This window comes from Thalassospira sp. ABL2_045 (genome assembly GCF_056161285.1).
This window is the reverse complement of record NZ_JBSWYV010000005.1, coordinates 95,189-117,153: the sequence shown is the minus strand read 5'-3', so window position 1 is coordinate 117,153 and position 21,965 is coordinate 95,189. Positions and strand designations below refer to the sequence as shown.

The following is a 21,965-nucleotide window of genomic DNA, read 5'->3' as shown; positions in this document are numbered from 1 at the left end:
GTGGGCGGGTTTTTATTGATTAGCCATCGGGACGGTGCCGGCCAGATCACGCAATGTATCAACAACTGCCTTGCCGCCAGCACTGAGTGGGCGGTCATGAAGCCATGACAGCATCACCTTGCGCGAGAGTTCCGGATTGGTGATCCGTCGTGCCATCAGGCGGCCGGTGGACAGTTCCTGAACCAGCGAACTGCGCGGCAAAACCGTGTGCCCGACATTGCGGGTCACAAGGTCAACCAGCACACGCAGGGCATCCGCCTCTACCACGGGCGTTAAGGGACGTCCGGCGCGAAAGGCCGCTTCCTGCATCATGGCGCGTAAGCCGTGCTTGTTGGTTGGCATGATCAGGGGCAGGGACAGGACATCCTCATAGGCGATTTCTGTTTCCTGTTCGCCGACTTGCGACGGATGGGAAATCAAAAACAGGTCTTCGCGCCACAGCGGTTCGGCATGCAGGCTGCGTGAAATAATGCCGTCATGAAGAATGCCGATATCAAGACGCCCCGACAGAAGGCCTTCCTGCACATCACCGGTCAGGTCTTCGGCGACTGTGACATTGAGATCAGGATACCGATCCCGCAGGGTTTCGATCAGTGCCCCGGTAATGACGATCCCGGCACTCGGTGGGACCCCGACATGGACATGACCGGTGACCTGGCTGCTCCGTGCGGATAAATCGGCTTCAAGCCTTGCAAGGTCGGTCAGGATCACACGTGCCCGTTCGGCCAGCATCTGGCCAGCCTCGGTCAGTTTGACGCCACGACCGGTGCGTTCGAGCAGTTTGGTATCAAGCGTTTCTTCAAGCAGATTAAGCTGTCGACTGAGTGCCGGTTGCGACAGGTTCAGCCGTTCTGCCGCGCGCGACAGGCTTCCGAGTTCGGCAATATGCACAAAGCTTCTGAGTTGTTTGATATCCATGCGTCGCGATCCTGCGCGGGTTCCTGCAATGCCAAGATAAACAGATATAGCCAAAGCTGATATCTGATAGCAATTAATTCGAATTGAATAATGGCAGTTTGCAGGTGACTATGGCAATCAAGAGAGGACCGGAGAAATTCATGACGCCACCACCGTCACCTTCTGAGCCCGAACAAAAGGTCGCCCCGCCAGTTGCTGCTGTCGTGTCACCTGCGGGTTCTGCCCTGACCATTGTTTTGCTGGCAACTGTTGCCTTGGCCATGAAGGGCCTTTTGGCGAAGTTTGTTTATGCCACCGGTATGACCGTCGATGGTTTGTTGCTGTTGCGGTTTCTGATCGCCATGCCGTTCTTCTGGCTTGGCGTAGTTCTGTTTGGCAAGAACCGGCCGGGCGAACGCAAAATGAAACCGGTCGATCTGGCATGGGGCGGGCTTTATGGCGGCATGTTCTTTTTGGCCGCCCTGTTTGATTTTACTGCCGTTTCGCTGATTGATGTCACAGTCTCGCGGATTGTTTTGTTTACCTTCCCCGCCGTGGTAATGATCCTTGAAGCGCTTCATAAGCGGCGCTTCCCGCCATTTCGCCAAATCGTCTGCTTTGTCATCACCTATTTAGGGTTGGTTCTGGTTCTTGCCCCTGATGGGTTTGGCGAAGTGTCGGACAGTTTGTGGTATGGGGCCGCCTGGGCGTTTGGTTCCGCACTGACCTATGCGATTTATCTTTATTTCGGGCAGCGGATGATTACGACGGTTGGCTCCATGCATTTTGCCGCCCTGATCAATACGGCGGCTGGCATTTGCATGGTGATTTACGAGTTGATCGTGCAGAACCCGCTGAACCTGAACATGGCCGGGATCATGTGGACGGTGGGCATATCGATCTTTTGCACCGTTATCCCGTTCTTCCTGCTCTATGAAGGCATTCGCCGGGTCGGGGCAACACAGGCATCACTGATTTCATTGTCCGGGCCTGCCATGACATTCTTTGCCGCCTGGCTGTTCCTTGGCGAAGTTCTGACCATTCCGCAATTGATCGGCTTTGTCGTGGTCACGTTGGGTGTGGCGTCGCTTAAAAACAGCTTCACGCTGGCGGGATTGGGCAGGTTGTTGGCGCGTCCGTTCGCATCAACTGGCGGGTCATCGCAACGCTAAGACGTTTGGTGTCTGGTGTTTATTCATCGCGTTGCCAGCGGCGGACTTCGATCTCATGTTCTGGCAGGCGTTCACCGCGGCGCCATTTCAGCGGATCGATAAACGCCCCGGCCCAGACGCCGCTGCGTGCCTGGCGGGCCTGATTTTCATAAGCTTCGTATTCCGGCATCTGATCGGGGCGGGCAACCGCCATGCCCCGCAGGATCAGGCTTTGGCCGATATCGACCCCGTTGGCATTGCGGCAGACGGCCATATTGCGATGATACCGGTTCTTGCCGCGCACTTCACAGGTGATCGGGGTGGAGACGAGAAGGTTGGTGGTGATCTGCCATGCTTCTGCCCCGCAGGCCGTGCTTTGCCCATTGACCAGACATTTCTGGAACCGGTTCATGGCATCCGCCCCCCACAGATCAATCCGCCGGAACCCGAATTCAAGTGTATCGGCATCTATCGCGCGTGCCGGTCCTGACAAGGTGTCAAAGTCCGGATCGGCCTTTGCCAAGGTAGGAACACATCCCAGCATCAGGGCAATAAGACCAAGTCTGATCAGACGATGGGGAAACAGGGGCGCCATGCGGGCCTCAATACAGGTCGCTGTATCTGATTTCATCAAGCTGTGCGAAGATGACTTTCCACTGAGCATCCTGCTTGAGCAGCGCAAAGGCATAGTCGCAATCAAAGATCAGGTTGTTTTCCGAATTGCCAAAGCGGAACGAAACAATCGCGCGCGCGCCGCCAGGCAGGGCGGAATGCTGTTCAACCACCATGGATTTGGCCATGGCAAGATCAGCGTTTTTCAGTTCTTCGAAAAAGGACTGATGGTATTTATGCAGATCAGATGAATTGGCAATCGCCTGAACACCGGACAGATCATTGATCAGGCACGGGAAGTGAAAGAATTCATCAAGCGCGTTTTCTTCAAGCTTGAGATGGGCGTCGACATAACGGCGAAAGAAACTTCCTAGGTCTTCCATCAGCACACTTCCCCAATGAGAACATTTTTATTCAGCAGCAATCAGATCAAGCCATCCTTGTTCATCAAGCACTGTAACACCTAATTCTTCTGCTTTCTTTAATTTGGAGCCTGCACCCGGCCCTGCAACCAGATAATCGGTTTTTGCCGAAACCGATCCTGCGACCTTTGCACCCAAACTTTCGGCTTTGACCTTGGCCTCGTTGCGTGAAAACAGCTCAAGCTTGCCGGTAAAGACGACGGTTTTGCCGTTGACCGGATTGTCACTGACTGTGGGAGCTTCGACATCGGTAATGGTCAGAAGGCTTTGCAGATCATCAAGAACTTCGCGGTTGTGATCCTCGGCCATGAACTCGATCAGGTCCTTGGCGACACCCGGGCCGATCTGATCGATATTGATCAGTTCACGCAGTGCTTCGCTATCAGTCTCATTGGCCGCAACCATTGCGCTGCGCCATTCGGAAAGGGACCCATAATGACGGGCCAAAAGCTTTGCCGTGGCCTGCCCGATCTGGCGAATGCCAAGCGCGTAGATGAAGCGGTCCAGCCCGATGGTTCTGCGTTCATTGATGCCATCAAACAGCTTGGTGGCGGATTTGTCGCCCCAACCTTCAAGCTTGCGAATGGCATCACCGTGATCGCTTTCAAGGCGGAAGATATCGCCGGGTGACTTCAGCCAACCGAACTCAAAGAACGCCTCGACATTCTTGGCACCCATGCCATCGATATCAAAGGCGTTGCGCGATACGAAATGCTTCAGACGCTCAACCGCCTGTGCCGGGCAGATCAGTCCACCGGTGCAGCGCGTGACGGCTTCGCCTTCCTCGCGCATGGCGTGGCTGCCGCATTTCGGGCATTCGGTGGGGAATTCGTAAGGGGTGGCATCTGTGGGATGACTGCCATCCTCTTCAAGAATAACCTCGACGACTTGCGGAATGACATCGCCGGCACGTTGGACAACCACCAGATCACCCTCCCAAACGCCCAGACGGTCGATCTCGTCACGGTTATGCAGGGTGGCGTTCGATACAACGACACCGCCAACCGTAACCGGTTCAAGCCGTGCGACCGGGGTTAGGGCACCGGTGCGTCCGACCTGAATGTCGATGGCCTTGATCCGGGTGCGGGCCTTTTCCGCCGGGAATTTATGGGCAATCGCCCAGCGCGGCGATCGGCTGACAAAGCCAAGGCGCAGCTGAAGTTCGAAGTCATTGACCTTATAGACGATGCCATCAATGTCGTAATCAAGGTCGGGGCGCTGTGTGCCCAGCTCGTCATAGAACGCCATGATGTCATCGGCATCATTTAACAAACGGGTCAGCGGATTGGTGACAAAGCCCCATCCTTCGACCTTGTTGAGAAAATCCCACTGGGTCTGGGCAAGGCTTTCGGACAGCTCGCCAAAGCTGTAGGCAAAGAAACGCAGCGGGCGTTTGGCACTGATCGACGGGTCAAGTTGGCGAAGTGACCCGGCCGCCGCATTGCGCGGATTGGCAAAGGTTTTGCCGCCGGTCTCGGCCTGTGTTGCATTCAGTTTCTGGAATGCCGAGCGCGCCATATAGACCTCGCCGCGGATTTCGACCACGTCTGGCGCATCATCGGGCAGGGTTTTCGGGATGTCGTCAATATGGGCGACATTGGCGGTAACATCTTCGCCCTCCGACCCGTCACCACGGGTGGCAGCGGTGACCAGTTCGCGGTTCTCGTAACGCAGCGACAGGGAAAGACCATCGATCTTTGGTTCGCCCACCACTTCGACCGGGCTATGCGCCGTCAGGTTCAGGAAGCGGCGAATACGGGCCAGAAAATCAACAATGTCTTCGCGCGAAAACGCATTGCCGAGCGACAGCATCGGGCGGGCATGCTTGACCTTGGCAAAGCCTTCTGCCGGGGCCGCGCCGACTTCCTGTGTCGGGCTGTTTTTCTTAAGCGTCGGATAGTGGGATTCAAGTTCGATCAGGCGATTGAACAGCGCGTCATAGGTCGCATCCGAAACCAGCGGATCATCATTGACGTGATAGGCCTCGTTATAAGACCGGATACGTTCGGAGATTTCCGCATGCTGTTTGCGCGCCTCGGTGCTTGAGGACGGCATTTCGGGAAGGTCTGGGATGTTTGACGCGTTCTCGGCGCTCATATTCTTTTTGTTCCGTATTCAAGGTTGGGCCGACATGTTGGCGTCGGGATCAATTGGGTTGTTCAAGCAGACTGTCTGCAGCAGCCCGGGCCTCGGCGGTCACGGAATGACCGGCCAGCATGCGGGCTATTTCTTCGCGCCGCGCACCATCGACCAGGGCATCGACACGGGTAACCATGGTGCCTTCTGCCTCGCGCTTGGCGATATAGAAATGGGTACGGCCACGGGCTGCGACTTGCGGGCTGTGCGTGATGACAAGGATCTGGCGTTCCTGCGCCAGAAGATGCAGGCGTTGCCCAATGGCCGCTGCCGTCGCGCCGCCAACACCGCTGTCGACTTCATCAAAGACCAGACTGGGCACGGCAGAAACACGGGCCAGCACGACCTTGAGCGCGAGCAGGAAACGCGAAAGCTCCCCACCCGATGCGATCTTGTTCAGCGCACCCGGAGGACTGCCGGGGTTGGTGGCGACGGTGAATTGCACCCGATCAATGCCTTCTTGGCCCCAGTCGGCTTCTTCGAGTTCCGCGATGTCGGTGACGAAGCGTGCCTTTTCCATGCGAAGCGGTGGCAGTTCGGCATTGATCGCGCCATCAAGCTTTGCAGCGGCTTCCTTGCGGGCGTGATGAAGCTTCTTGCCGGCCGTAATGTAAGCGTCGCGATACTCGGCGACCGCGGCGGTCAGTCGGTCGAGTTCCTTTTCGCCGAATTCCAGTTGATCGATCTGGGATCGGAAATCCTTCATCAGGGGATTAAGGCCATCGACCGGGACGTCATATTTGCGGGCGGCTGCACGCAGGGCAAACAGGCGTTCCTCGACATTTTCCTGATGGCCGGTATCAAGATTAAGGTCTGCAAGCGTTGCAGAGATCGACCGATTGGCTTCTTCAAGTTCGATGGCCGCACGATCAAGGGCCTCGATGATCGGTTCAAACCGGCCATCGGCCTTTTCGAGTTCGCGTTCGAGGCAGCGCTGCGCACTGCGAAGCGCACTTTCAGCACCCTTGCCACGTGAAAGTTCTGATCCGGCGTCATTCAGGGCCGCCACCAGCTTTTCGCCATGCATCAGGAACTGGCGTTCCTCGGCCAGGCGTTCTTCTTCGCCTTCTTCGGGGGCGAGCTTTTCAAGCTCATCCACGGCATGGCGCAGCCATTCTTCTTCTTCGCGGGCTTTCTCAATGCGGGTGCGTGCGGCATTGAGTTCCTTTTGCGTTTCGCGCCATGCCCGCCAGTGATCACGCACGGTCATGGCAAGCGTGCCAAGATTGCCATGGGCATCAAGGGTGGCGCGATGCGTTGTCGGATCAAGGAGGCCGTGCTGGTCAAACTGGCCCTGAATTTCAACGCAGTAATTACCAACATCGCGCAGCAGACCGACCGAGACGGACTGATCATTCACATAGGCGCGCGATCGACCGTCAGAGGTCACCACGCGGCGCACGACAAGGTCTTCACCTTCAAGGTCGATATCCTGATCGGAAAGCAGGCTGAAAACCGGATGGCCCTGCGGCAAATTGAAGGTTGCCGTCACACTGCATTTGTCGCAGCCATGGCGGACAAGGCCGCTATCGGCGCGTGCACCCAGGGCAAGTCCAAGCGAATCAAGCAGGATCGATTTACCAGCACCCGTTTCACCTGTGAGCACGCTAAGCCCGTCGTGAAAATCGAGATCCAGTTTGTCGATAAGGACTACATTCCGAATGCTGAGGCGTCGAAGCATTGCTGGGTACTGATGTTGTTAACGGAGCAGCAGACAGGTACAGCCAATTGTGAATTTGCAGAGTGCCCAATCCCGCCCGGCCTTGCAAGCCTTGCGAGGGCGAAACGGCCTTCAATTCAGTCGCGATAACGACGTTTGATCAAACTGCAGTAATTTCAGATGCTAACCGCAAGTTGTTCTTTTTTTGTTCTATAATGTCGCACGGCGGATTGTCAAGAAAACCCTTGACCTTGCAACGGTTCGGCGACCTGAAATCAGAACAGGCTTGAGATGGAGTTTGTGGTGGAATCCCACCAGCTTTCCTCTTCGCGTTCAGGGGCGTCTTCGCCCAGCATGAGGCTATAGGATTCGCTGTAATATTCGCTGCCCGGGAAGTTGTGGCCCAGAACGGCAGCGGTCCGTTTGGCTTCGCCTTCAAGACCAAGCGAAAGATAGCATTCGGTCAGACGTGCGAGGGCTTCGGGGACGTGGGTGGTGGTCTGGTAATTCTCAATCACCGATTTGAAGCGGTTGATCGCTGCCAGATACTCGCTGCGGTCCTGATAATAGCGTCCGACATCCATTTCCTTGCCGGCAAGGTGATCAACCGTCAGGTCCTTTTTCAGCTTGGCATCGCGGGCATATTTGCTGTCCGGGAAGCGGCGGATGACGTCATCAAGCGCATCCATCGCGTGCTGGGTCATCTGCTGGTCGCGGCCAACATCGGAAATCTGTTCGTAGTAGGACAGCGCCTTGAGGTAATAGGCATAAGGCACATCCGGGTTTGCCGGATGGAGCGAGATAAAGCGATCCAGTGCGTTGATCGCATCGTCATACTCGTTGTCCTGATAATAGGCATAGGCCGACATCAGGGTCGCCTTGGTCGCCCAGACGGAATAGGGATGCTGGCGTTCAACTTCGTCAAATGCCTCGGCAGCCTGCTGGTATTCCTTGGCGTCAAGCAGGTCCTGCGCACCGTTATACAGTTCGGAAACCGGACGTTCGACATATTCCGGTGCCTCATTGCTTGAACATGCCGCAAGCATCAGCGACACGCCGCAAATGGCAATGAGTTGTTTGGCGCGAACGGTACTTAGCACTGTGACCTATCCTCGAAATTTGTGATGCACTCACCGTAAAATCCGCCGGACTATATCATGTGAAGGGCGTGCTTGGGCAAGTAGTAGTGTCGTCAATTGCCGACTTTTATTTGACGGCGGATATCGCAAGCCGGATCAAAGGGCCGAAATTCGCTCCGGGCAATAAAAAATGGCGACCACACGGGCCGCCACTTTTAACATAAGTTAACCAATCCCGCCTGGCTTCAGGCAGTGGCAAGAACCGGCTCGGCAACGCCGCGCAGGGCCGCTTTGGACAGCGGGACAACCCGATAAGCGCTTTCATCAGCCAGCAGTGCCTGCAGCAGCAGGTTGTTGACATGGTGGCCGGATTTGTACGCGGTAACCTTGCCCTGGAGCTGCTTGCCAGCGGTATAAAGATCGCCCAGCGCATCAAGGATTTTGTGGCGAACGAATTCGTCTTCGTAGCGCAGGCCTTCCTCGTTCATGACTTCGTCACCGGAAAGGACAACAGCGTTGTCAAGCGACCCGCCACGTGCCAGACCGGCAGAACGCATCGCTTCGACTTCATGCAGGAAGCCAAAGGTCCGTGCACGCGAAATATCGGCAACAAACACGCCGTCATCAAATTTGACAGACATGCGCTGGTTGGCGATCGCCTTGCTGGCGAAATCGATTTCGAAATCAATCTCGAACCCGTTGGCCGGTTCGACCCGCGCGGTGCAGCCGTTGTATTCGACTTCAACCGGTTTCAGGACTTCGATGACCTGACGCGGGGCATCCAGTTCTTCGATGCCCACACAATCGATCAGGAAGTTAAACGGGGCGGAGCTGCCATCCATGACCGGAACTTCATCGGCATCGATATCGATTAGAACGTTATCAATGCGCGATCCGGCAAGGGCGGCCATCAGATGTTCGATGGTGCCAATCTTGATGCCCTTGGAGGCATCGCCAAGGCAGGTGCAAAGTCGGGTATCAATCACACCATCGTAACGTGCCGGAAACAGCGGCTGGTCATCCAGATCCGTGCGGCGAAATACGATGCCATGATCAGCAGGGGCAGGGTGCAGGGTAATGCGGATCTTCTGGCCAGAATGCAAACCGACACCGGCACAACCGATGGAGGCTTTCAACGTGCGCTGGGCCACATAGCCGTCACCGGAATGGCCTGTCTGCGCGATGGCAACACCAAGATCGGCAATATTGTTCACAGGAACCCCCAAATCAGGTCAGTCAGTTTGTCATCAATCAAAGTCAAAGCATGTTTAAAGCCGTCTTCAAACCCATCGGCCCCTGCTTTGTTAGTTTCAAACATTACAGAGGATCGAACAATCACTCAAATCACTCTTTGTTACGCTTTGTAAACTTCATATCTAATTGAAATTAAATAATAAAATCAAAAAATAGTTATTGTTTCACAGCATCTGTAATAGTGCGGGGTTTGGGACTTTGATCACAGGCAGTGATGTGTTGCGTCATGTAATCTGGTGCACCCAAAAAAAGGGGAAGGCATGCCGCCTTCCCCATCTTCGCGCGGAGATCGTCGTCAGTTGGCCTGACGACGAAGGAAGGCCGGAATTTCAAGAAGGTCATCAGACGCGCCTTGCGTCTTGCCCCGGGAAGCGGGCTCCTTCTTCATGACATGTTCACTGTCTTCGCCAAGCGGCATCTCGGTCTGACGCGGAGCAGGTGCCTGCGGCTGCGAGACTTTTGGTTCCGCGTGGTGTTGCGGTTCCTTGGCGGTTTTGTTCTTGCCAAACAGGCTGCTCAGAACCGAACGCGGAGAGGTCGCATTCTGGGCATCGGCTGCTTCGAATACATCCGGGCTGTGCGGTTTGTGCTCAGCTTCGCTCGGGCTTACAGCGCGCGGCGGAATGAAGGCCATGTCGCCGTTGCTGGTGGTCTTTTCGGTCGGCTTGTCAGCGCGCAGAACCGGTTTCGGCTTGAGAACCGTCTGGCCCATTTCAATCGAACCGGTTTCCTGTGCTTCGGCCTGGTGGCTGATTTCCGGCTGCTGTGCGCTGCCAGTGGCAGCAAAGCGATCCGCCGGAATGTGATCAACTGATCCACCACCTGCGTAATCGCCGGCGGCGGTGCTTTCAGCTACAGCGGCGGCTGCGTTGCCGGCACCATGCTGTGCGAAGGACGGGGCGGCTGCCGGCTGTTCTGCCGGTTTCGGTGCCACAGGCTGTGCGACGGAAACCGTGGTCGGTTGCGGACGGCGAACTTCTTCGGCGTCGATACCGGTTGCCACGACAGAAACGCGAAGCGCGCCTTCGATGGTCGGATCAAAGGTCGAACCAAAGATGATGTTGGCTTCTGATGCGACTTCTTCGCGGATACGGTTGGCGGCTTCGTCAACTTCATACAGCGCCATATCCATGCCGCCGGTGATGTTGATGAGGACCGCACGGGCACCCTTCATCGAAGCATCTTCAAGAAGCGGATTGGCTATTGCGGCTTCGGCTGCCTCGAGGGCGCGTTTTTCACCCGATGCTTCGCCGGTACCCATCATGGCTTTGCCCATCTCGCTCATCACAGTGCGGATATCGGCAAAGTCAAGGTTCACAAGGCCCGGAACCATCATGAGGTCGGTAATCGAACGCACGCCGTTCCGCAGAACGTCATCGGCCATCTGGAAGGCATCTGCGAACGTGGTTTTTTCATTTGCAACCCGGAACAGGTTCTGGTTCGGAATGATGATCAGGGTATCAACATACTGCTGAAGCTGCTCTATGCCCTGTTCGGCGGTGCGCATGCGGCGCGTGCCTTCGAAATGGAACGGCTTTGTAACAACCCCGACGGTCAGAATGCCGGCCTCTTTGGCGGCACGTGCGATGACCGGGGCGGCACCGGTACCCGTACCACCGCCCATGCCGGCAGTGATGAATACCATGTGGCTGCCTTCAAGCTGTGCCTGAATGTCTTCAATGGATTCTTCCGCGGCGGCACTGCCTGCATCAGGACGTGCGCCTGCACCCAGCCCCTGGGTGATCTTGCGACCAAGCTGCATTTTACGCGTTGCTTTTGCCTGGGTCAGGGCCTGAGAATCGGTGTTGGCAACAACAAAGTCACATCCTTCGAGTTCGGATGCGATCATGTTGTTAACGGCGTTGCCGCCGGCACCGCCGACACCGATAACGGTGATCTTCGGTTTTAGGTTTTCTTCCGTTTCAGGAACGGAAAAATTGATTGTACTCATTGTTTGCTCTTCCTCTCCGCGCTTTAGAGCTGAGGGTCCCACACAAGCCTTCCCTTTGCCTGTGCGTGCCAGAAATGCTTCGGGCACAAGACCTCCAAGTTCGTTTTAGCGGGCAAAGAGTTATTGCCTTCTTAATACGGCTAAAAGTTTTCAGAAAATTGGAGAAAAAAGTACGTCTGATTTGCGTACTAGAAGTTCTCTTTGAACCAGGCACCCAAACGGCCCCAACGCCCACCCGATTGACGGATTTGCGCCATGGCTTCGCTCAGCGGGTCATTCTGTTGGGCAACGGCGCGCAAAAGCAGACCGGAACAGGCCGAAAAGGCCGGACCGGCCGTGGCTTCGGCAAGGCCGGAAACCCCGTGCGGCAAGGCAATGGTCGCCGGGCGTTCAAACATCTGGCTGGCCAGATCGGCAATGGCATTGAGCTGGCTGGCACCACCGGTCAGAACGATGCTGCGGCCGCCAATCTGGCTCAGACCGTGTTCTTCAAGCTGATCACGAATCAACTCGAAGGTTTCTTCAAGACGCGGCTTGATGATATTGATCAGCATCGAGCGCGGCACATGATTGAAGTTGTTTTCGTCCTCATCCCCAATGGTCGGAACGGCCAGAATCTCCTGATCGTCAGACGGCGATGTCAGGGCGCTGCCATGCAGGGTTTTCATACGTTCCGCATGGTTAAGCGACGTGTTCAAACCATAGGCAATGTCACGTGTCACATGTGCACCACCGACCGGGATCGAGGTCGTGTAAACCACCTGACCGGCGTTAAACACGGCAACACTGGTTGTGCCGGCCCCCATGTCGATTACGGTCGCGCCAAGATCACGTTGATCCGGTGTGAGGGCGGAAAGGCTCGATGCCAGCGGGGTGACCACGGTTTCTTCAATCGCCAGATGGCAACGTGCCAGCAGGGTATCGAGATTGCGCAAAGGGGCGGTCTGGGTGCGGACAAAATGCAGATCAAGACCAAGGGTCGATCCATACATGCCGCGCGGATCATTCATGGTATTGGCGCCATCAAGGCGGAAGCCAAGCGGCACCGTGTGGATCAGCTCATCACCGGCCTGACGCAGAAGGGCTTCTTTCTGGTCATTGAGTTTGCGTATCTCAAGATTGCCAATCGGGCGGGAGCCAAGTGGAAGCTCAACCGTGTGTGTTTCCGATTCCGGGCGACCACCTGAGAGGTTTACGATCACCGAGTCGATGGTTTGTCCTGCCATTTTCTCAGCGGCGTTGACCGCTGCAAGGACAACTTCCTGAGCCGCATCCAGATTGGAAATGGATCCACTTTGCAGACCCTTGGACATGTTGTGACCAATGCCGATGATCTTGGGCGGCTGGTCTTTTTCACGCCGCGCAATAAAACAGCAGACCTTGGACGTTCCAATGTCCAAAGCCGCAATCAATCCTGATCTGGTTTTGCCGCGTGCCAATTGAATGCTCTGAATTTTTATCGGTTATGTGGCGGGAGTTTTATAACTCTACCTTATTAAGCCCGTTTTCCACCAAAAGCGGTTGCAATTTGGTTAAGGCAGACCATCCCATAACGCATCTTTCATGCGAATGTTCGCAAGAATTGTGTAAAAACAAGATTGGCAGTCTGAAAAGAACCGTCCAAGGCGCTTTTTCGGCGGCGGTTTGGTAGTCTGGCAGAAGGGCGGTCAGTTCAGACCGCGCCCTCCTTCTTTGGCGGATTCCGCCGTTGTTCGGCAGCCCCCGGTGTCAGGCGGACAAATGTCCGATCAGGAAGACGCAGATCAACAATCAGAACATCACGATCGAGAATGCCATGATCACGATCGAGCAGTTCAAGCCGCTGCCAGGCCTTTGCCATGTTTTCTTCGGGCAGGCGAATGAACATGCCGTTGGCAAGCTGAATGTTCCAGCGGCGATGGCTGATGCGCTGGGCGCCGGTGATCTGATCATAAAGATGCGGGATGGTCTGCAACGTGGTCAGCATTTCAGCTGCCGCCTTGGGCGCGTCATCGCCAACCAGAACCGGCAGATCAAGATAATCACCGAGTTCATAGTTCTGAAGCTGTTCGCCGTCGCCATCGATCAGGACATGTTCGCGACCTTCGGTCTGCCACAATGCCAGCGGCTTACGCTCGACGACGGATACGATCAGGGTGTCGGGCAGCTGACGTTCGACCGTTGCGCTGCGGACCCATGAAAGTTCCTCGACCCGTTCACGCGCGGCATCAACGTCAAAGGTAATGATGGGCGTACCCGGTTTCTGTCCGATGGCGGCCAGAAGGGCATTGGTGTCGGTTTTTTCGCGGCCGGATACTTCGATATTCTTGACCGTCATGCCGAACTCGGCTGACAGGCGGACACTTTCCTGTTCGGCCATATCAAGCCATTTATCGGCCTTGCCGGTATATAAAAGGGCGGCCGGAATGATCGTGATTGCGCCAACAAAGCCGCTCCACCACATGACGCGGGCGATCTTTTTAACGTTGGATGCAACGCCATGCTTTTTATCAAGCTTTTCTCGGCGTTCACGGGCCTGTTCTTCTAGCGTTCGCATGAGGCGTCCTCCACCATCCATGCAACGATATCGGCAAAGCTCATCCCGTCGTGACGGGCGGCATCCGGGACAAGCGATGTCGGCGTCATGCCCGGCTGGGTGTTGATTTCAAGGATCGCCAGATGATCCTTTTCCGGATCATAGCGGAAATCGGCCCGCGCGACCCCACGACAGCCAAGCGCCTTATAGGCTTCTTCGGCGTGGCGTTGCAGGCGATCACGCAAATCGCTTTCGATGTCGGCCGGGACGATATGCTCCGACCCGCCCTGGGCGTATTTGGATTCAAAATCGTAAAAGGCATGATTGCCGGTCAGGATTTCGATGACTTCCATCGCCTTGCCATCCTTGACGGCAACGGTCATTTCCCGACCGGGAATGAATTCTTCCTGCATAATGCCGGCACCGTGATCCCAACTACGGGCGAGCATGTTCTGCTCTTCCTCAGGCGTCAGGATGATCTCAACCCCGACAGAGGACCCCTCGTTATTGGGTTTAAGGACGTAGGGCGGCGGCAATGCATTGCCCGATGCAATGTCTTCACGCGTGACCCAGGCATGACGGGCACAGGGGATTTCATATTCGGCAAACATCGCCTTGGCCGACATCTTGTCCATGGCAATGGCCGATGCCCGCACACCGGAATGGGTATAGGGGATGTTCATGATCTCAAGCAGCCCCTGAACTGCACCATCTTCACCCCAGCGACCATGCAGGGCGTTAAAGATCACATCGGGTTTGGGATCAACCGCGGCAAGCTGGCTTGCGATATCGCGCGTCGCGTCGACCTCGGTAACCTGATAGCCCTTTTCGCGCAGGGCCTTGGCGCATTCGCGTCCGGATGACAGGGATACTTCACGTTCTGCTGACCAACCGCCCAAAATGACAGCGACATGTTTGTTCATGCGTCTTTTCCTATGATCGAGTGGCCAAGGCGTTCACCAATGCGCCGGATTTCCCAGCGCAGTTCAACGCCGCTATGTTCTTTGACCCGTTTGCGGACCTCATCGCCAAGCTGCTCAAGATCATGGGCGGTGGCATCGCCCGTATTGATCATGAAATTGCAGTGCTGTTCGGACATCTGGGCGCCACCGATTTTAAGGCCCCGGCATCCGGCAGCATCAATGACTTCCCAGGCGCGATCCGGCACCGGATTGGCAAATGTCGATCCGCCGGTACGTGATTTTATGGGTTGTGAGCCCGCACGTGCTTGCTGAATTTCATCCATGCGTTTGGCGATGTCGGTCGGATCGCCCGATGTGCCGCGCAGAATGGCGGATGTGAAAATCCAGTCTTCCGGCACACCGCAATGGCGATAGGACATGTCCATCTCATCGGGCGTGACGGTATGGATGTTCCCGCTGCCATCAATGGCAGTTGCCGATACCAGAACATCCTTGATCTCGGTGCCATAGGCCCCCGCATTCATGCGAAGCGCCCCGCCAATGGTGCCCGGAATGCCCGACAAAAATTCAAGACCGGCAATCCCGTTCATTTGGGCCGTCTGGGCAACATTGAGATCAAGCGCGCCGGCGCCGACATGGAGATCGCCATCCTTGACCGAGGCCTCGGTAAACGGTCGCCCCAGGCGGATGACAACGCCGCGAATGCCGCCATCACGCACCAGAAGGTTGGAGCCAACCCCGATCACGGTAACAGGCAAGTCTTCCGGCTTGCCTTTCAGAAAGTCGGCGAGGTCGGTTTCATCGGCCGGGCGAAACATCACATCTGCCGGGCCGCCGACCTGAAACCAGGTGACTTTGGCAAGTTGCGAGCCTTCACGCAGCTTGCCACGCACCTTGGGCAGGCGGTCAATCAGGGGCGTATGGTGTGCCGGCGTGCTCATATCTGTTTCAGTTCTTGACCGCTTCAAGTTGGGCGGGCAGGGCATTGGCCCAGGCACTGATCGAGCCAGCCCCGAGACAAACGACGAGATCGCCCGGTTTCGCTTCGGCTTTGATGACTTCGGCCAGTTTTTCCGGGCCTTCAAGAGCGCTGACATGGCGATGGCCACGGTTGCGCAGGCCTTCGACAAGCGCATCCCGCGAGGCACCCTCAATCGGGCTTTCACCGGCTTCAAAAACGTCGGCGACAATTACGTTGTCGGCATCGTTAAAGCAGGTACAGAAATCTTCAAACAGGTCATGCAGGCGCGAATAACGGTGCGGCTGGACCACGGCGATGACGTTGTTCCGGGTGGCCTGACGGGCGGCCTTTAGTACGGCCTTGATTTCCACCGGGTGGTGGCCGTAATCGTCGATGATGGTCACGCCATCAACTTCCCCGGTTTTGGTGAAGCGGCGTTTCACACCGGTAAAGCCGTCAAAGGCGGAAACGATTTTCTCGTCCGGGATACCAAGTTCCAGCGCAACCGTAATCGCGGCTAGCGAGTTTGAAACGTTATGGTCGCCGACCATCGGCAGGCGAACATCCTTGATCACGCGTTCTTCGCTGTCGACGCGTTCGCGGATGACAACATCAAAGACACTGTCGCCGATATTGGTGCGGACGTTAACCGAACGCACATCGGCCTGCGGCGAGAAGCCAAACGTGAAAATACGACGATCGGTGATGCGCCCGATCAGGGCCTGGACTTCGGGGTGGTCGATGCACAGCACGGCAAAGCCATAAAACGGGATGTTCTGAACGAAGTTCTTGAAGGCTTCGCGCAGCTGATCGAAGTCTTTCCAGTGATCAAGATGTTCGGGATCTATGTTGGTCACGACCGAGATGGTGGACGGCACTTTGACAAAGGTGCCATCAGATTCATCGGCCTCGACCACCATCCAGTCACCTTCGCCCAATCGGGCGTTGGTGCCGTATGAGTTGATGATGCCACCATTGATTACGGTCGGGTCCAGCCCGGCCGCATCAAGCATGGTCGCAACCAGCGAGGTGGTCGTGGTTTTACCATGCGTGCCGCCAATCGCGATTGCGGCCTTAAGGCGCATCAGCTCGGCCAGCATTTCAGCACGGCGGACGACCGGGATCATGGCTGCGCGGGCGGCGGTGACTTCAGGATTGTCGGGTTTAACAGCGGTGGAAATGACAACGACCTTGGCGTCTTCGACATTTTCCGCCTTGTGGCCGACAAAGACCTTGATGCCAAGGGCGCGCAGGCGCTGCACATTGGCATTGTCGGAAATGTCCGACCCCTGAACCGAATAACCGAGGTTATTGAGGATTTCGGCAATACCGGACATGCCGATGCCACCAATACCGACAAAGTGGATGGTGCCGATGTTGAGCGGCAGGGTGTTCATTGAATGTCTCCTCGGTCTTTGGTCATGTTTTTGTTGTCCGGGCTTCCGGCCGGGTTCAGGCCCAGCATATCAAGCACCATGTCGGCCAACCGCTCTGCGGCGTTGGCGCGCCCGCTGCTTTTCGCAGCCTTTGCCGCACGGGTAAGTGCGGCCGGGTTGGTTAGAAGTTTTGTCAGACGGTCTGTGACGGCCTCACTACTAAAGCGATCCTGCGGCATCAACCATGCACCGCCAGCCTCTTCGACCTGTTGCGCGTTATAACGCTGATGATCGTCAATGGCATGGGGCAATGGCACCAGAAAACCGGGTCGTCCGGCGGCAGTCAATTCTGCAACGGTCGATGCCCCGGATCGCGCAATCACCAGATGGCAGTCGCGCAGGCGTTCGGGGATGTCATCAATGAAGGACGCCAGTTTCACGTCGATCTGCGATCCGTCATAGGTTTTGCGCACGGCTTCGATATCTTCTTCGCGGGCCTGCTGGGTGACGATCAGGCGTTTGCGCAGGCCTTCAGGCAGGTTCACCAATGCGGTCGGCAGAATTTCAGACAGAATGCGTGCCCCTTGCGACCCACCGGTGATCAGAAGGCGGATCGGCCCATCATTGGTCGGCGCGTCATATTCGCTCGATGCAAGGGCGGCGACTTCGGCGCGGACCGGGTTGCCCGTCCAAATCACTTTGGCCTCATCTTCGGGCGCGATCATCGTGACCTTGGCAAAGGATGTCGCGATCCGTTGGGCGTTACTTGCGACCAGACGGTTGGCACGCCCCAGAACCGCGTTTTGTTCATGAATGGCATAGGGAATGCCAAGCCACTTGGCTGACATGGTCGCGGGGATGGAGGCATAACCGCCAAAGCCGATTACGGCTGCCGGTTTAACTTTTTTGATGCGACTTCTGGCCTTGAGCGTGCCAAGGCCAAGCCGCGCGGCCCCGATCAGGCGTCCCTTGATGCCCTTGCCGGCAATGCCGCCGGCCGGAAGGACAACGGTCTCTACGCCTTCGACACCCTCGGTATAGCGCGCAGCACGGGCATCTGTGAAAAACAGGACCTGTGCGCCACGACGGACAAGCGATTTGGACAAGGCAACAGCCGGGAACATATGCCCGCCGGTGCCACCGGATGTTACGGCGATCACCTGACCTGCCAGCGGTGTTTCGGCGGCAGTAAGTTCTGGATTTGCGAAGTCAGTCATCTTGTCCACATGTAAAACGACGGCGGTGCAGGGAAGGTCCCTGACAGTTACCCCCATCAGAACCCGACAAAGGTTAATATCCCTTCAAACCGGTCCTTGAATAAGGCCCGATTTTGTCGTTTTGATGCAGAAAGTTTTTAAGGTGCGATGTTGACTATTCGCCCGGGCGTTTGCGGGTCAGGGCAAGGACAAATCCCATGCCGATCGCAATGCCGATTGTCGCCGATCCACCGTATGAAACGAACGGCAAAGTCATGCCCTTTGGCGGGACCAATTGCAGGGTGGAGGCCATGTTGATCACGGCCTGCAACCCGAACTGAACGAGAATGCCGGTGACAGCCAGAACAACAAACAGGTTACGTTCCCCCATCAGGCGCGAAAAACCGCGCATGATGATGAAGGTAAAGACACCAACCACCAGCACACAGAAAAGAAGACCGAATTCCTCGCCCGCAACGGCAAAGATAAAGTCGGAATGGGCATCGGGGATGGAGTTTTTGACCCAGCCTTCACCCGGGCCACGGCCCATGATACCGCCGCTCATGAAGGCTTCCATGGATCGTTCGATCTGATAGCTGTCACCCGATGCCGGATCCAGGAAGCGATCCACGCGCGACTGAACGTGCGGCAGGATAAGGTATGCCGTAACCGCCAGCCCAACCGCGCCAAGCCCCAGACAGAACACCAGAATGATCGGAAGACCCGCCAGGAAAATCTGCACCGACCAGATCGAGGTGATGACAACGGTCTGGCCAAAGTCCGGCTGGATCATCAAAAGGAAGATGCACACCGCCAGGATCAAACTGGAAACGATATAGCCCGGGAAGTTCGGGTTCAGGCGGCCTTCGGCAAACATCCAGGCAATCACAACCGCAAAGGCCGGTTTGAGGAATTCCGAGGGTTGCAGGTTAATCCCCGCAATGTTGATCCAGCGCACCGCACCCTTGATGTCTGATCCGATGAACGGGGTGATGATCAGCAAAAAGATCACCCCCAGAAACATGAAGGATGCCAGCCGTCTGATCCACTTCACCGGCAACAGTGAAATGGCAAACATGCAGACCGTTGCCATGCCAAGGAAGACAAACTGGCGGGTCACAAAGTGGAAGCTGTCGACATTGATGCGATCTGCCACCGGCGGGCTTGCCGACATCACCAGAAGCGCGCCAATCCCCATCAGAAGAATGATGGCCGCCAGCAACCAGCGATCCACCGTCCACCACCAGATCCCCAGAACCGAGGTATCGGCACGCGAAAAGGCGATATGAGTGTTATGACCAAACAAGGACTTCATGCGCTTTCCTTCCCGGTCATATTGCCATCGGCCAAGGCGGTATAAAGATCACGGAAGGCGTCACCGCGCGCTTCAAAGCTTTTGAACTGATCAAACGATGCGCAGGCCGGGGTCAACATCACCACCGGTTTGTCGTCACCGCTTGCCTTGGCATCCGCAAAGGCGGCCTTGGTTGCGACATCAAGCGTTTCGCATTTCTCCCACGGCAGGTCAGCGCCAAGGGTTTCTGCAAATTCGTTGGTCGCAGCCCCGATCAGATAGGCTTTCTTGATGTGGGGATAAAATTCCTGCAATCCCGCGATCCCGCCTTCCTTGGGTTTGCCACCCGCAATCCAGTAAATGTTGCGATAGGCCGACAGCGCCTTTGCCGATGCCTCGGCATTGGTGGCCTTGCTGTCATTAACAAACACAACGCCATCAATGGTGCCAAGCATTTCCTGTCGATGGGCAAGACCCGGGAAGGACATGATGCCGTCAATGATCCGCGTGGCATCGACACCCCGCGCACGACACAGCCCATAGGCAAAGGCAATGTTTTGCCAGTTATGGCGCCCGGGCATGTGGGTAACGGTCGCAAGATCAAGAATGCGGGTGTTGGCCCCGGTCATGTCATCAATCAGCCAACCATCGCCATCGACATAGATGCCGTGATCGACAGGCTGTTTAACCGAAACCTCGATGATGTGACGACCGCCTTCACGGGCCAGTTCCACGGACATTTTCGCGCATGGTTCATCATCAATGGAAATGATTGCCCATTTCGGGCCCTTTGAACGGGCAAAGATCAGGTGCTTGGCGCCGATATACCCATCCAGCCCGCCATGGCGATCAAGATGATCCGGGGTGATATTCAAAAGCGCGCAGGCGTCAAAGGCCGCATGTTCAAGCAGCTCAAGCTGATAAGAAGACAGCTCAAGCACAAGGCAATCATCGGGTGTGGAGGGGTCAAGTCCAAGGGCCGCATTGCCAAGGTTGCCGCCGGCTTGTGTCTTGATCCCGGCCTGTTCGATGATGTGGGCGGTGAGCGCAGTGGTGGTTGATTTGCCATTGGTGCCGGTGATGGCCAGGGTCGGCACATCGGGCTGTGCGGTACACAGCAGCTCAACATCGCAAATGATCGGTTTGCCCGCACGGCGGGCCTTTTCGGCGGCCGGGTGCGGGGTCGGGAAGGTCGATGGAATACCCGGGCTGATCACCAGCATATCGGGTTCCGACCAATTACATTCCGCCAGATTGATCGGCACCAGGCCAAGCGGTTCGATCTGTTCACGCGATGAGGTATTGTCATCCCAGGCCCAGACGATGGCGCCTGCATTGATCAATGCTTTCACACTGGCCAGTCCGGATTTCCCGAGACCCAGAACCGCGATGGTTTTGCCGCGCAGATGTGAAAGATCAATCACCTCAGTTTGTCCTTAACGAAGTTTCAGGGTCGCAAGACCAACCAGTGCGAGGATGACGGCAATGATCCAGAAGCGGATTACGATGGTCGCTTCCTGCCAGCCCTTTTTCTCGAAATGGTGATGAAGCGGCGCCATGCGGAAGACGCGCTTGCCGGTCAGTTTGTAGGAGCCGACCTGAATGATCACTGACAGGGTTTCAAGAACGAACAGACCGCCAATAATCGCCAGAACCAGTTCGTGCTTGGTCACGACCGAAACAGCCCCCAAGGCACCACCAAGGGCAAGCGATCCGGTATCACCCATGAATACCATCGCTGGCGGGGCGTTGTACCAAAGGAAGCCAAGGCCAGCACCGACCAGTGCGCCAAGGAAAATGGTCAACTCACCAGAGCCGGCGACGTAATGAACCTGCAGATATTCCGCGAACTGAACGTTACCGATCAGATAGGTGATCAGGGCAAAGCTTGCAGCCGCAATCATCACCGGCACAATCGCCAGGCCATCCAGACCATCGGTCAGGTTGACCGAGTTCGAAGCCCCAACCATGACAAACATGGCAAACGGGACAAAGAACCAGCCGAGATCGAGCAGGAAATTCTTGAAGAACGGGAAGGCCAGTGCGGTCGAAAGCGGATCGGCGGTGTTATAGGAAATCCACCAGGCAGCGAGGGCTGCGATCGAAAACTGCCCAAGCAGCTTGAGCTTGCCCGGAAGGCCTTTGGTATTGCGCTTGGAAACCTTCAGGAAGTCGTCGAGGAAGCCAAGGAAGCCATAGCCGATGGTGACCAGCAAAACCGCCCAGACATAAGGGTTGGTCAAATCAGCCCAGAGCAGGGTGGCAATTGACGTTGAGATCAGCAGCAAAAGCCCGCCCATCGTTGGCGTGCCCTTTTTCGTCAAAAGGTGGCTTTCCGGGCCGTCTTCGCGGATCGGCTGACCTTCACTTTGTTTGGAACGCAACCAGTTGATCAGGTGCGGGCCGATCACAAAGGCAAGGACAAGCGATGTGATGATCGCACCGCCCGTGCGGAAGGTGATATACCGAAACAGGTTCAGTACCGGCATCTGATCAGCAAATTGATAAAGCAGATTATAGAGCATTGCTCTGGTCGTT

General features: G+C 56.2%; 18 protein-coding genes. 1 reads left to right on the top strand and 17 read right to left on the bottom strand.

The features are described 5' to 3' along the window. Window positions 1-12: 12 nt before the first annotated feature. Window positions 13-918 carry a LysR family transcriptional regulator gene (locus ACXAIA_RS09705; protein WP_475349145.1) on the bottom strand — a complete coding sequence of 302 codons (906 nt, stop codon included), beginning with the start codon at window positions 916-918 and terminating at the stop codon, window positions 13-15. 140 nt (window positions 919-1,058) lie between these two features. Here ACXAIA_RS09705 and ACXAIA_RS09700 point away from each other — a divergent pair, with 140 nt between their 5' ends. After that, window positions 1,059-2,069, top strand: a complete 1,011-nt coding sequence (locus ACXAIA_RS09700) for a DMT family transporter (protein ID WP_475349144.1) — start codon at window positions 1,059-1,061, stop codon at window positions 2,067-2,069. A 19-nt stretch (window positions 2,070-2,088) separates the two neighbouring features. Here the strand turns inward: ACXAIA_RS09700 and ACXAIA_RS09695 are convergent, their stop codons facing one another. The 16 genes from ACXAIA_RS09695 to mraY all read right to left on the bottom strand — a co-directional run bounded on the left by ACXAIA_RS09695 (window position 2,089) and on the right by mraY (window position 21,952). Next, a complete protein-coding gene (locus ACXAIA_RS09695; RefSeq protein ID WP_475349143.1) occupies window positions 2,089-2,679 on the bottom strand; it encodes a thermonuclease family protein in 591 nt (196 codons plus the stop codon). Next, on the bottom strand, window positions 2,651-3,043 hold the full coding sequence (locus tag ACXAIA_RS09690; protein WP_475349142.1) for a hypothetical protein: 393 nt from the start codon (window positions 3,041-3,043) through the stop codon (window positions 2,651-2,653). Before ACXAIA_RS09690 ends, ACXAIA_RS09695 begins: the two co-directional genes overlap by 29 nt. Before the next feature lie 27 nt (window positions 3,044-3,070). Continuing rightward, complete coding sequence (gene ligA / locus ACXAIA_RS09685) at window positions 3,071-5,179, bottom strand: NAD-dependent DNA ligase LigA (protein ID WP_475349141.1); 2,109 nt, start codon at window positions 5,177-5,179, stop codon at window positions 3,071-3,073. 49 nt (window positions 5,180-5,228) lie between these two features. Further along, window positions 5,229-6,899, bottom strand: a complete 1,671-nt coding sequence (gene recN, locus ACXAIA_RS09680; RefSeq protein WP_475349140.1) for a DNA repair protein RecN — start codon at window positions 6,897-6,899, stop codon at window positions 5,229-5,231. Window positions 6,900-7,153: 254 nt separating this feature from the next. Further along, on the bottom strand, window positions 7,154-7,924 hold the full coding sequence (locus tag ACXAIA_RS09675; protein ID WP_475349245.1) for an outer membrane protein assembly factor BamD: 771 nt from the start codon (window positions 7,922-7,924) through the stop codon (window positions 7,154-7,156). A 278-nt stretch (window positions 7,925-8,202) separates the two neighbouring features. Further along, window positions 8,203-9,171: a UDP-3-O-acyl-N-acetylglucosamine deacetylase gene (gene lpxC, locus ACXAIA_RS09670; RefSeq protein ID WP_475349139.1), complete on the bottom strand. Its 969-nt coding sequence runs from the start codon at window positions 9,169-9,171 to the stop codon at window positions 8,203-8,205. Window positions 9,172-9,506: 335 nt separating this feature from the next. Then, window positions 9,507-11,162, bottom strand: a complete 1,656-nt coding sequence (ftsZ, locus tag ACXAIA_RS09665) for a cell division protein FtsZ (RefSeq protein ID WP_475349138.1) — start codon at window positions 11,160-11,162, stop codon at window positions 9,507-9,509. A 188-nt stretch (window positions 11,163-11,350) separates the two neighbouring features. Next, the gene (gene ftsA, locus ACXAIA_RS09660; protein ID WP_475349137.1) at window positions 11,351-12,562 is read right to left on the bottom strand and encodes a cell division protein FtsA; all 1,212 of its coding nucleotides are present in this window, start codon (window positions 12,560-12,562) and stop codon (window positions 11,351-11,353) included. Between the two features lie 272 nt (window positions 12,563-12,834). Next, on the bottom strand, window positions 12,835-13,698 hold the full coding sequence (locus tag ACXAIA_RS09655) for a cell division protein FtsQ/DivIB (RefSeq protein WP_475349136.1): 864 nt from the start codon (window positions 13,696-13,698) through the stop codon (window positions 12,835-12,837). Then, window positions 13,686-14,600: a D-alanine--D-alanine ligase gene (locus tag ACXAIA_RS09650; protein WP_475349135.1), complete on the bottom strand. Its 915-nt coding sequence runs from the start codon at window positions 14,598-14,600 to the stop codon at window positions 13,686-13,688. The genes ACXAIA_RS09655 and ACXAIA_RS09650 overlap by 13 nt, the downstream gene beginning before the upstream one ends. Continuing rightward, a complete protein-coding gene (gene murB / locus ACXAIA_RS09645; protein ID WP_475349134.1) occupies window positions 14,597-15,541 on the bottom strand; it encodes a UDP-N-acetylmuramate dehydrogenase in 945 nt (314 codons plus the stop codon). The genes ACXAIA_RS09650 and murB overlap by 4 nt, the downstream gene beginning before the upstream one ends. Before the next feature lie 7 nt (window positions 15,542-15,548). Beyond that, the gene (murC, locus tag ACXAIA_RS09640; RefSeq protein WP_475349133.1) at window positions 15,549-16,958 is read right to left on the bottom strand and encodes a UDP-N-acetylmuramate--L-alanine ligase; all 1,410 of its coding nucleotides are present in this window, start codon (window positions 16,956-16,958) and stop codon (window positions 15,549-15,551) included. Beyond that, window positions 16,955-18,154 carry an undecaprenyldiphospho-muramoylpentapeptide beta-N-acetylglucosaminyltransferase gene (gene murG / locus ACXAIA_RS09635; RefSeq protein WP_475349132.1) on the bottom strand — a complete coding sequence of 400 codons (1,200 nt, stop codon included), beginning with the start codon at window positions 18,152-18,154 and terminating at the stop codon, window positions 16,955-16,957. Before murG ends, murC begins: the two co-directional genes overlap by 4 nt. Before the next feature lie 154 nt (window positions 18,155-18,308). After that, window positions 18,309-19,448 carry a putative lipid II flippase FtsW gene (ftsW, locus tag ACXAIA_RS09630; protein ID WP_475349131.1) on the bottom strand — a complete coding sequence of 380 codons (1,140 nt, stop codon included), beginning with the start codon at window positions 19,446-19,448 and terminating at the stop codon, window positions 18,309-18,311. Beyond that, window positions 19,445-20,851, bottom strand: a complete 1,407-nt coding sequence (murD, locus tag ACXAIA_RS09625) for a UDP-N-acetylmuramoyl-L-alanine--D-glutamate ligase (RefSeq protein WP_475349130.1) — start codon at window positions 20,849-20,851, stop codon at window positions 19,445-19,447. Before murD ends, ftsW begins: the two co-directional genes overlap by 4 nt. 12 nt (window positions 20,852-20,863) lie before the next feature. Further along, the gene (gene mraY, locus ACXAIA_RS09620) at window positions 20,864-21,952 is read right to left on the bottom strand and encodes a phospho-N-acetylmuramoyl-pentapeptide-transferase (RefSeq protein WP_213473865.1); all 1,089 of its coding nucleotides are present in this window, start codon (window positions 21,950-21,952) and stop codon (window positions 20,864-20,866) included. Between the last annotated feature and the right edge of the window lie 13 nt (window positions 21,953-21,965).

Bases quoted from the DNA above. Each gene is read 5' to 3' on its own strand.
- ACXAIA_RS09705 (WP_475349145.1), bottom strand. From the start codon at position 918: ATGGATATCAAACAACTCAGAAGCTTTGTGCATATTGCCGAACTCGGA.
- ACXAIA_RS09700 (WP_475349144.1), top strand. From the start codon at position 1,059: ATGACGCCACCACCGTCACCTTCTGAGCCCGAACAAAAGGTCGCCCCG.
- ACXAIA_RS09695 (WP_475349143.1), bottom strand. From the start codon at position 2,679: ATGAAATCAGATACAGCGACCTGTATTGAGGCCCGCATGGCGCCCCTG.
- ACXAIA_RS09690 (WP_475349142.1), bottom strand. From the start codon at position 3,043: ATGGAAGACCTAGGAAGTTTCTTTCGCCGTTATGTCGACGCCCATCTC.
- ligA (WP_475349141.1), bottom strand. From the start codon at position 5,179: ATGAGCGCCGAGAACGCGTCAAACATCCCAGACCTTCCCGAAATGCCG.
- recN (WP_475349140.1), bottom strand. From the start codon at position 6,899: ATGCTTCGACGCCTCAGCATTCGGAATGTAGTCCTTATCGACAAACTG.
- ACXAIA_RS09675 (WP_475349245.1), bottom strand. From the start codon at position 7,924: ATGCTTGCGGCATGTTCAAGCAATGAGGCACCGGAATATGTCGAACGT.
- ftsZ (WP_475349138.1), bottom strand. From the start codon at position 11,162: ATGAGTACAATCAATTTTTCCGTTCCTGAAACGGAAGAAAACCTAAAA.
- ACXAIA_RS09655 (WP_475349136.1), bottom strand. From the start codon at position 13,698: ATGCGAACGCTAGAAGAACAGGCCCGTGAACGCCGAGAAAAGCTTGAT.
- ACXAIA_RS09650 (WP_475349135.1), bottom strand. From the start codon at position 14,600: ATGAACAAACATGTCGCTGTCATTTTGGGCGGTTGGTCAGCAGAACGT.
- murB (WP_475349134.1), bottom strand. From the start codon at position 15,541: ATGAGCACGCCGGCACACCATACGCCCCTGATTGACCGCCTGCCCAAG.
- murC (WP_475349133.1), bottom strand. From the start codon at position 16,958: ATGAACACCCTGCCGCTCAACATCGGCACCATCCACTTTGTCGGTATT.
- murG (WP_475349132.1), bottom strand. From the start codon at position 18,154: ATGACTGACTTCGCAAATCCAGAACTTACTGCCGCCGAAACACCGCTG.
- ftsW (WP_475349131.1), bottom strand. From the start codon at position 19,448: ATGAAGTCCTTGTTTGGTCATAACACTCATATCGCCTTTTCGCGTGCC.
- mraY (WP_213473865.1), bottom strand. From the start codon at position 21,952: ATGCTCTATAATCTGCTTTATCAATTTGCTGATCAGATGCCGGTACTG.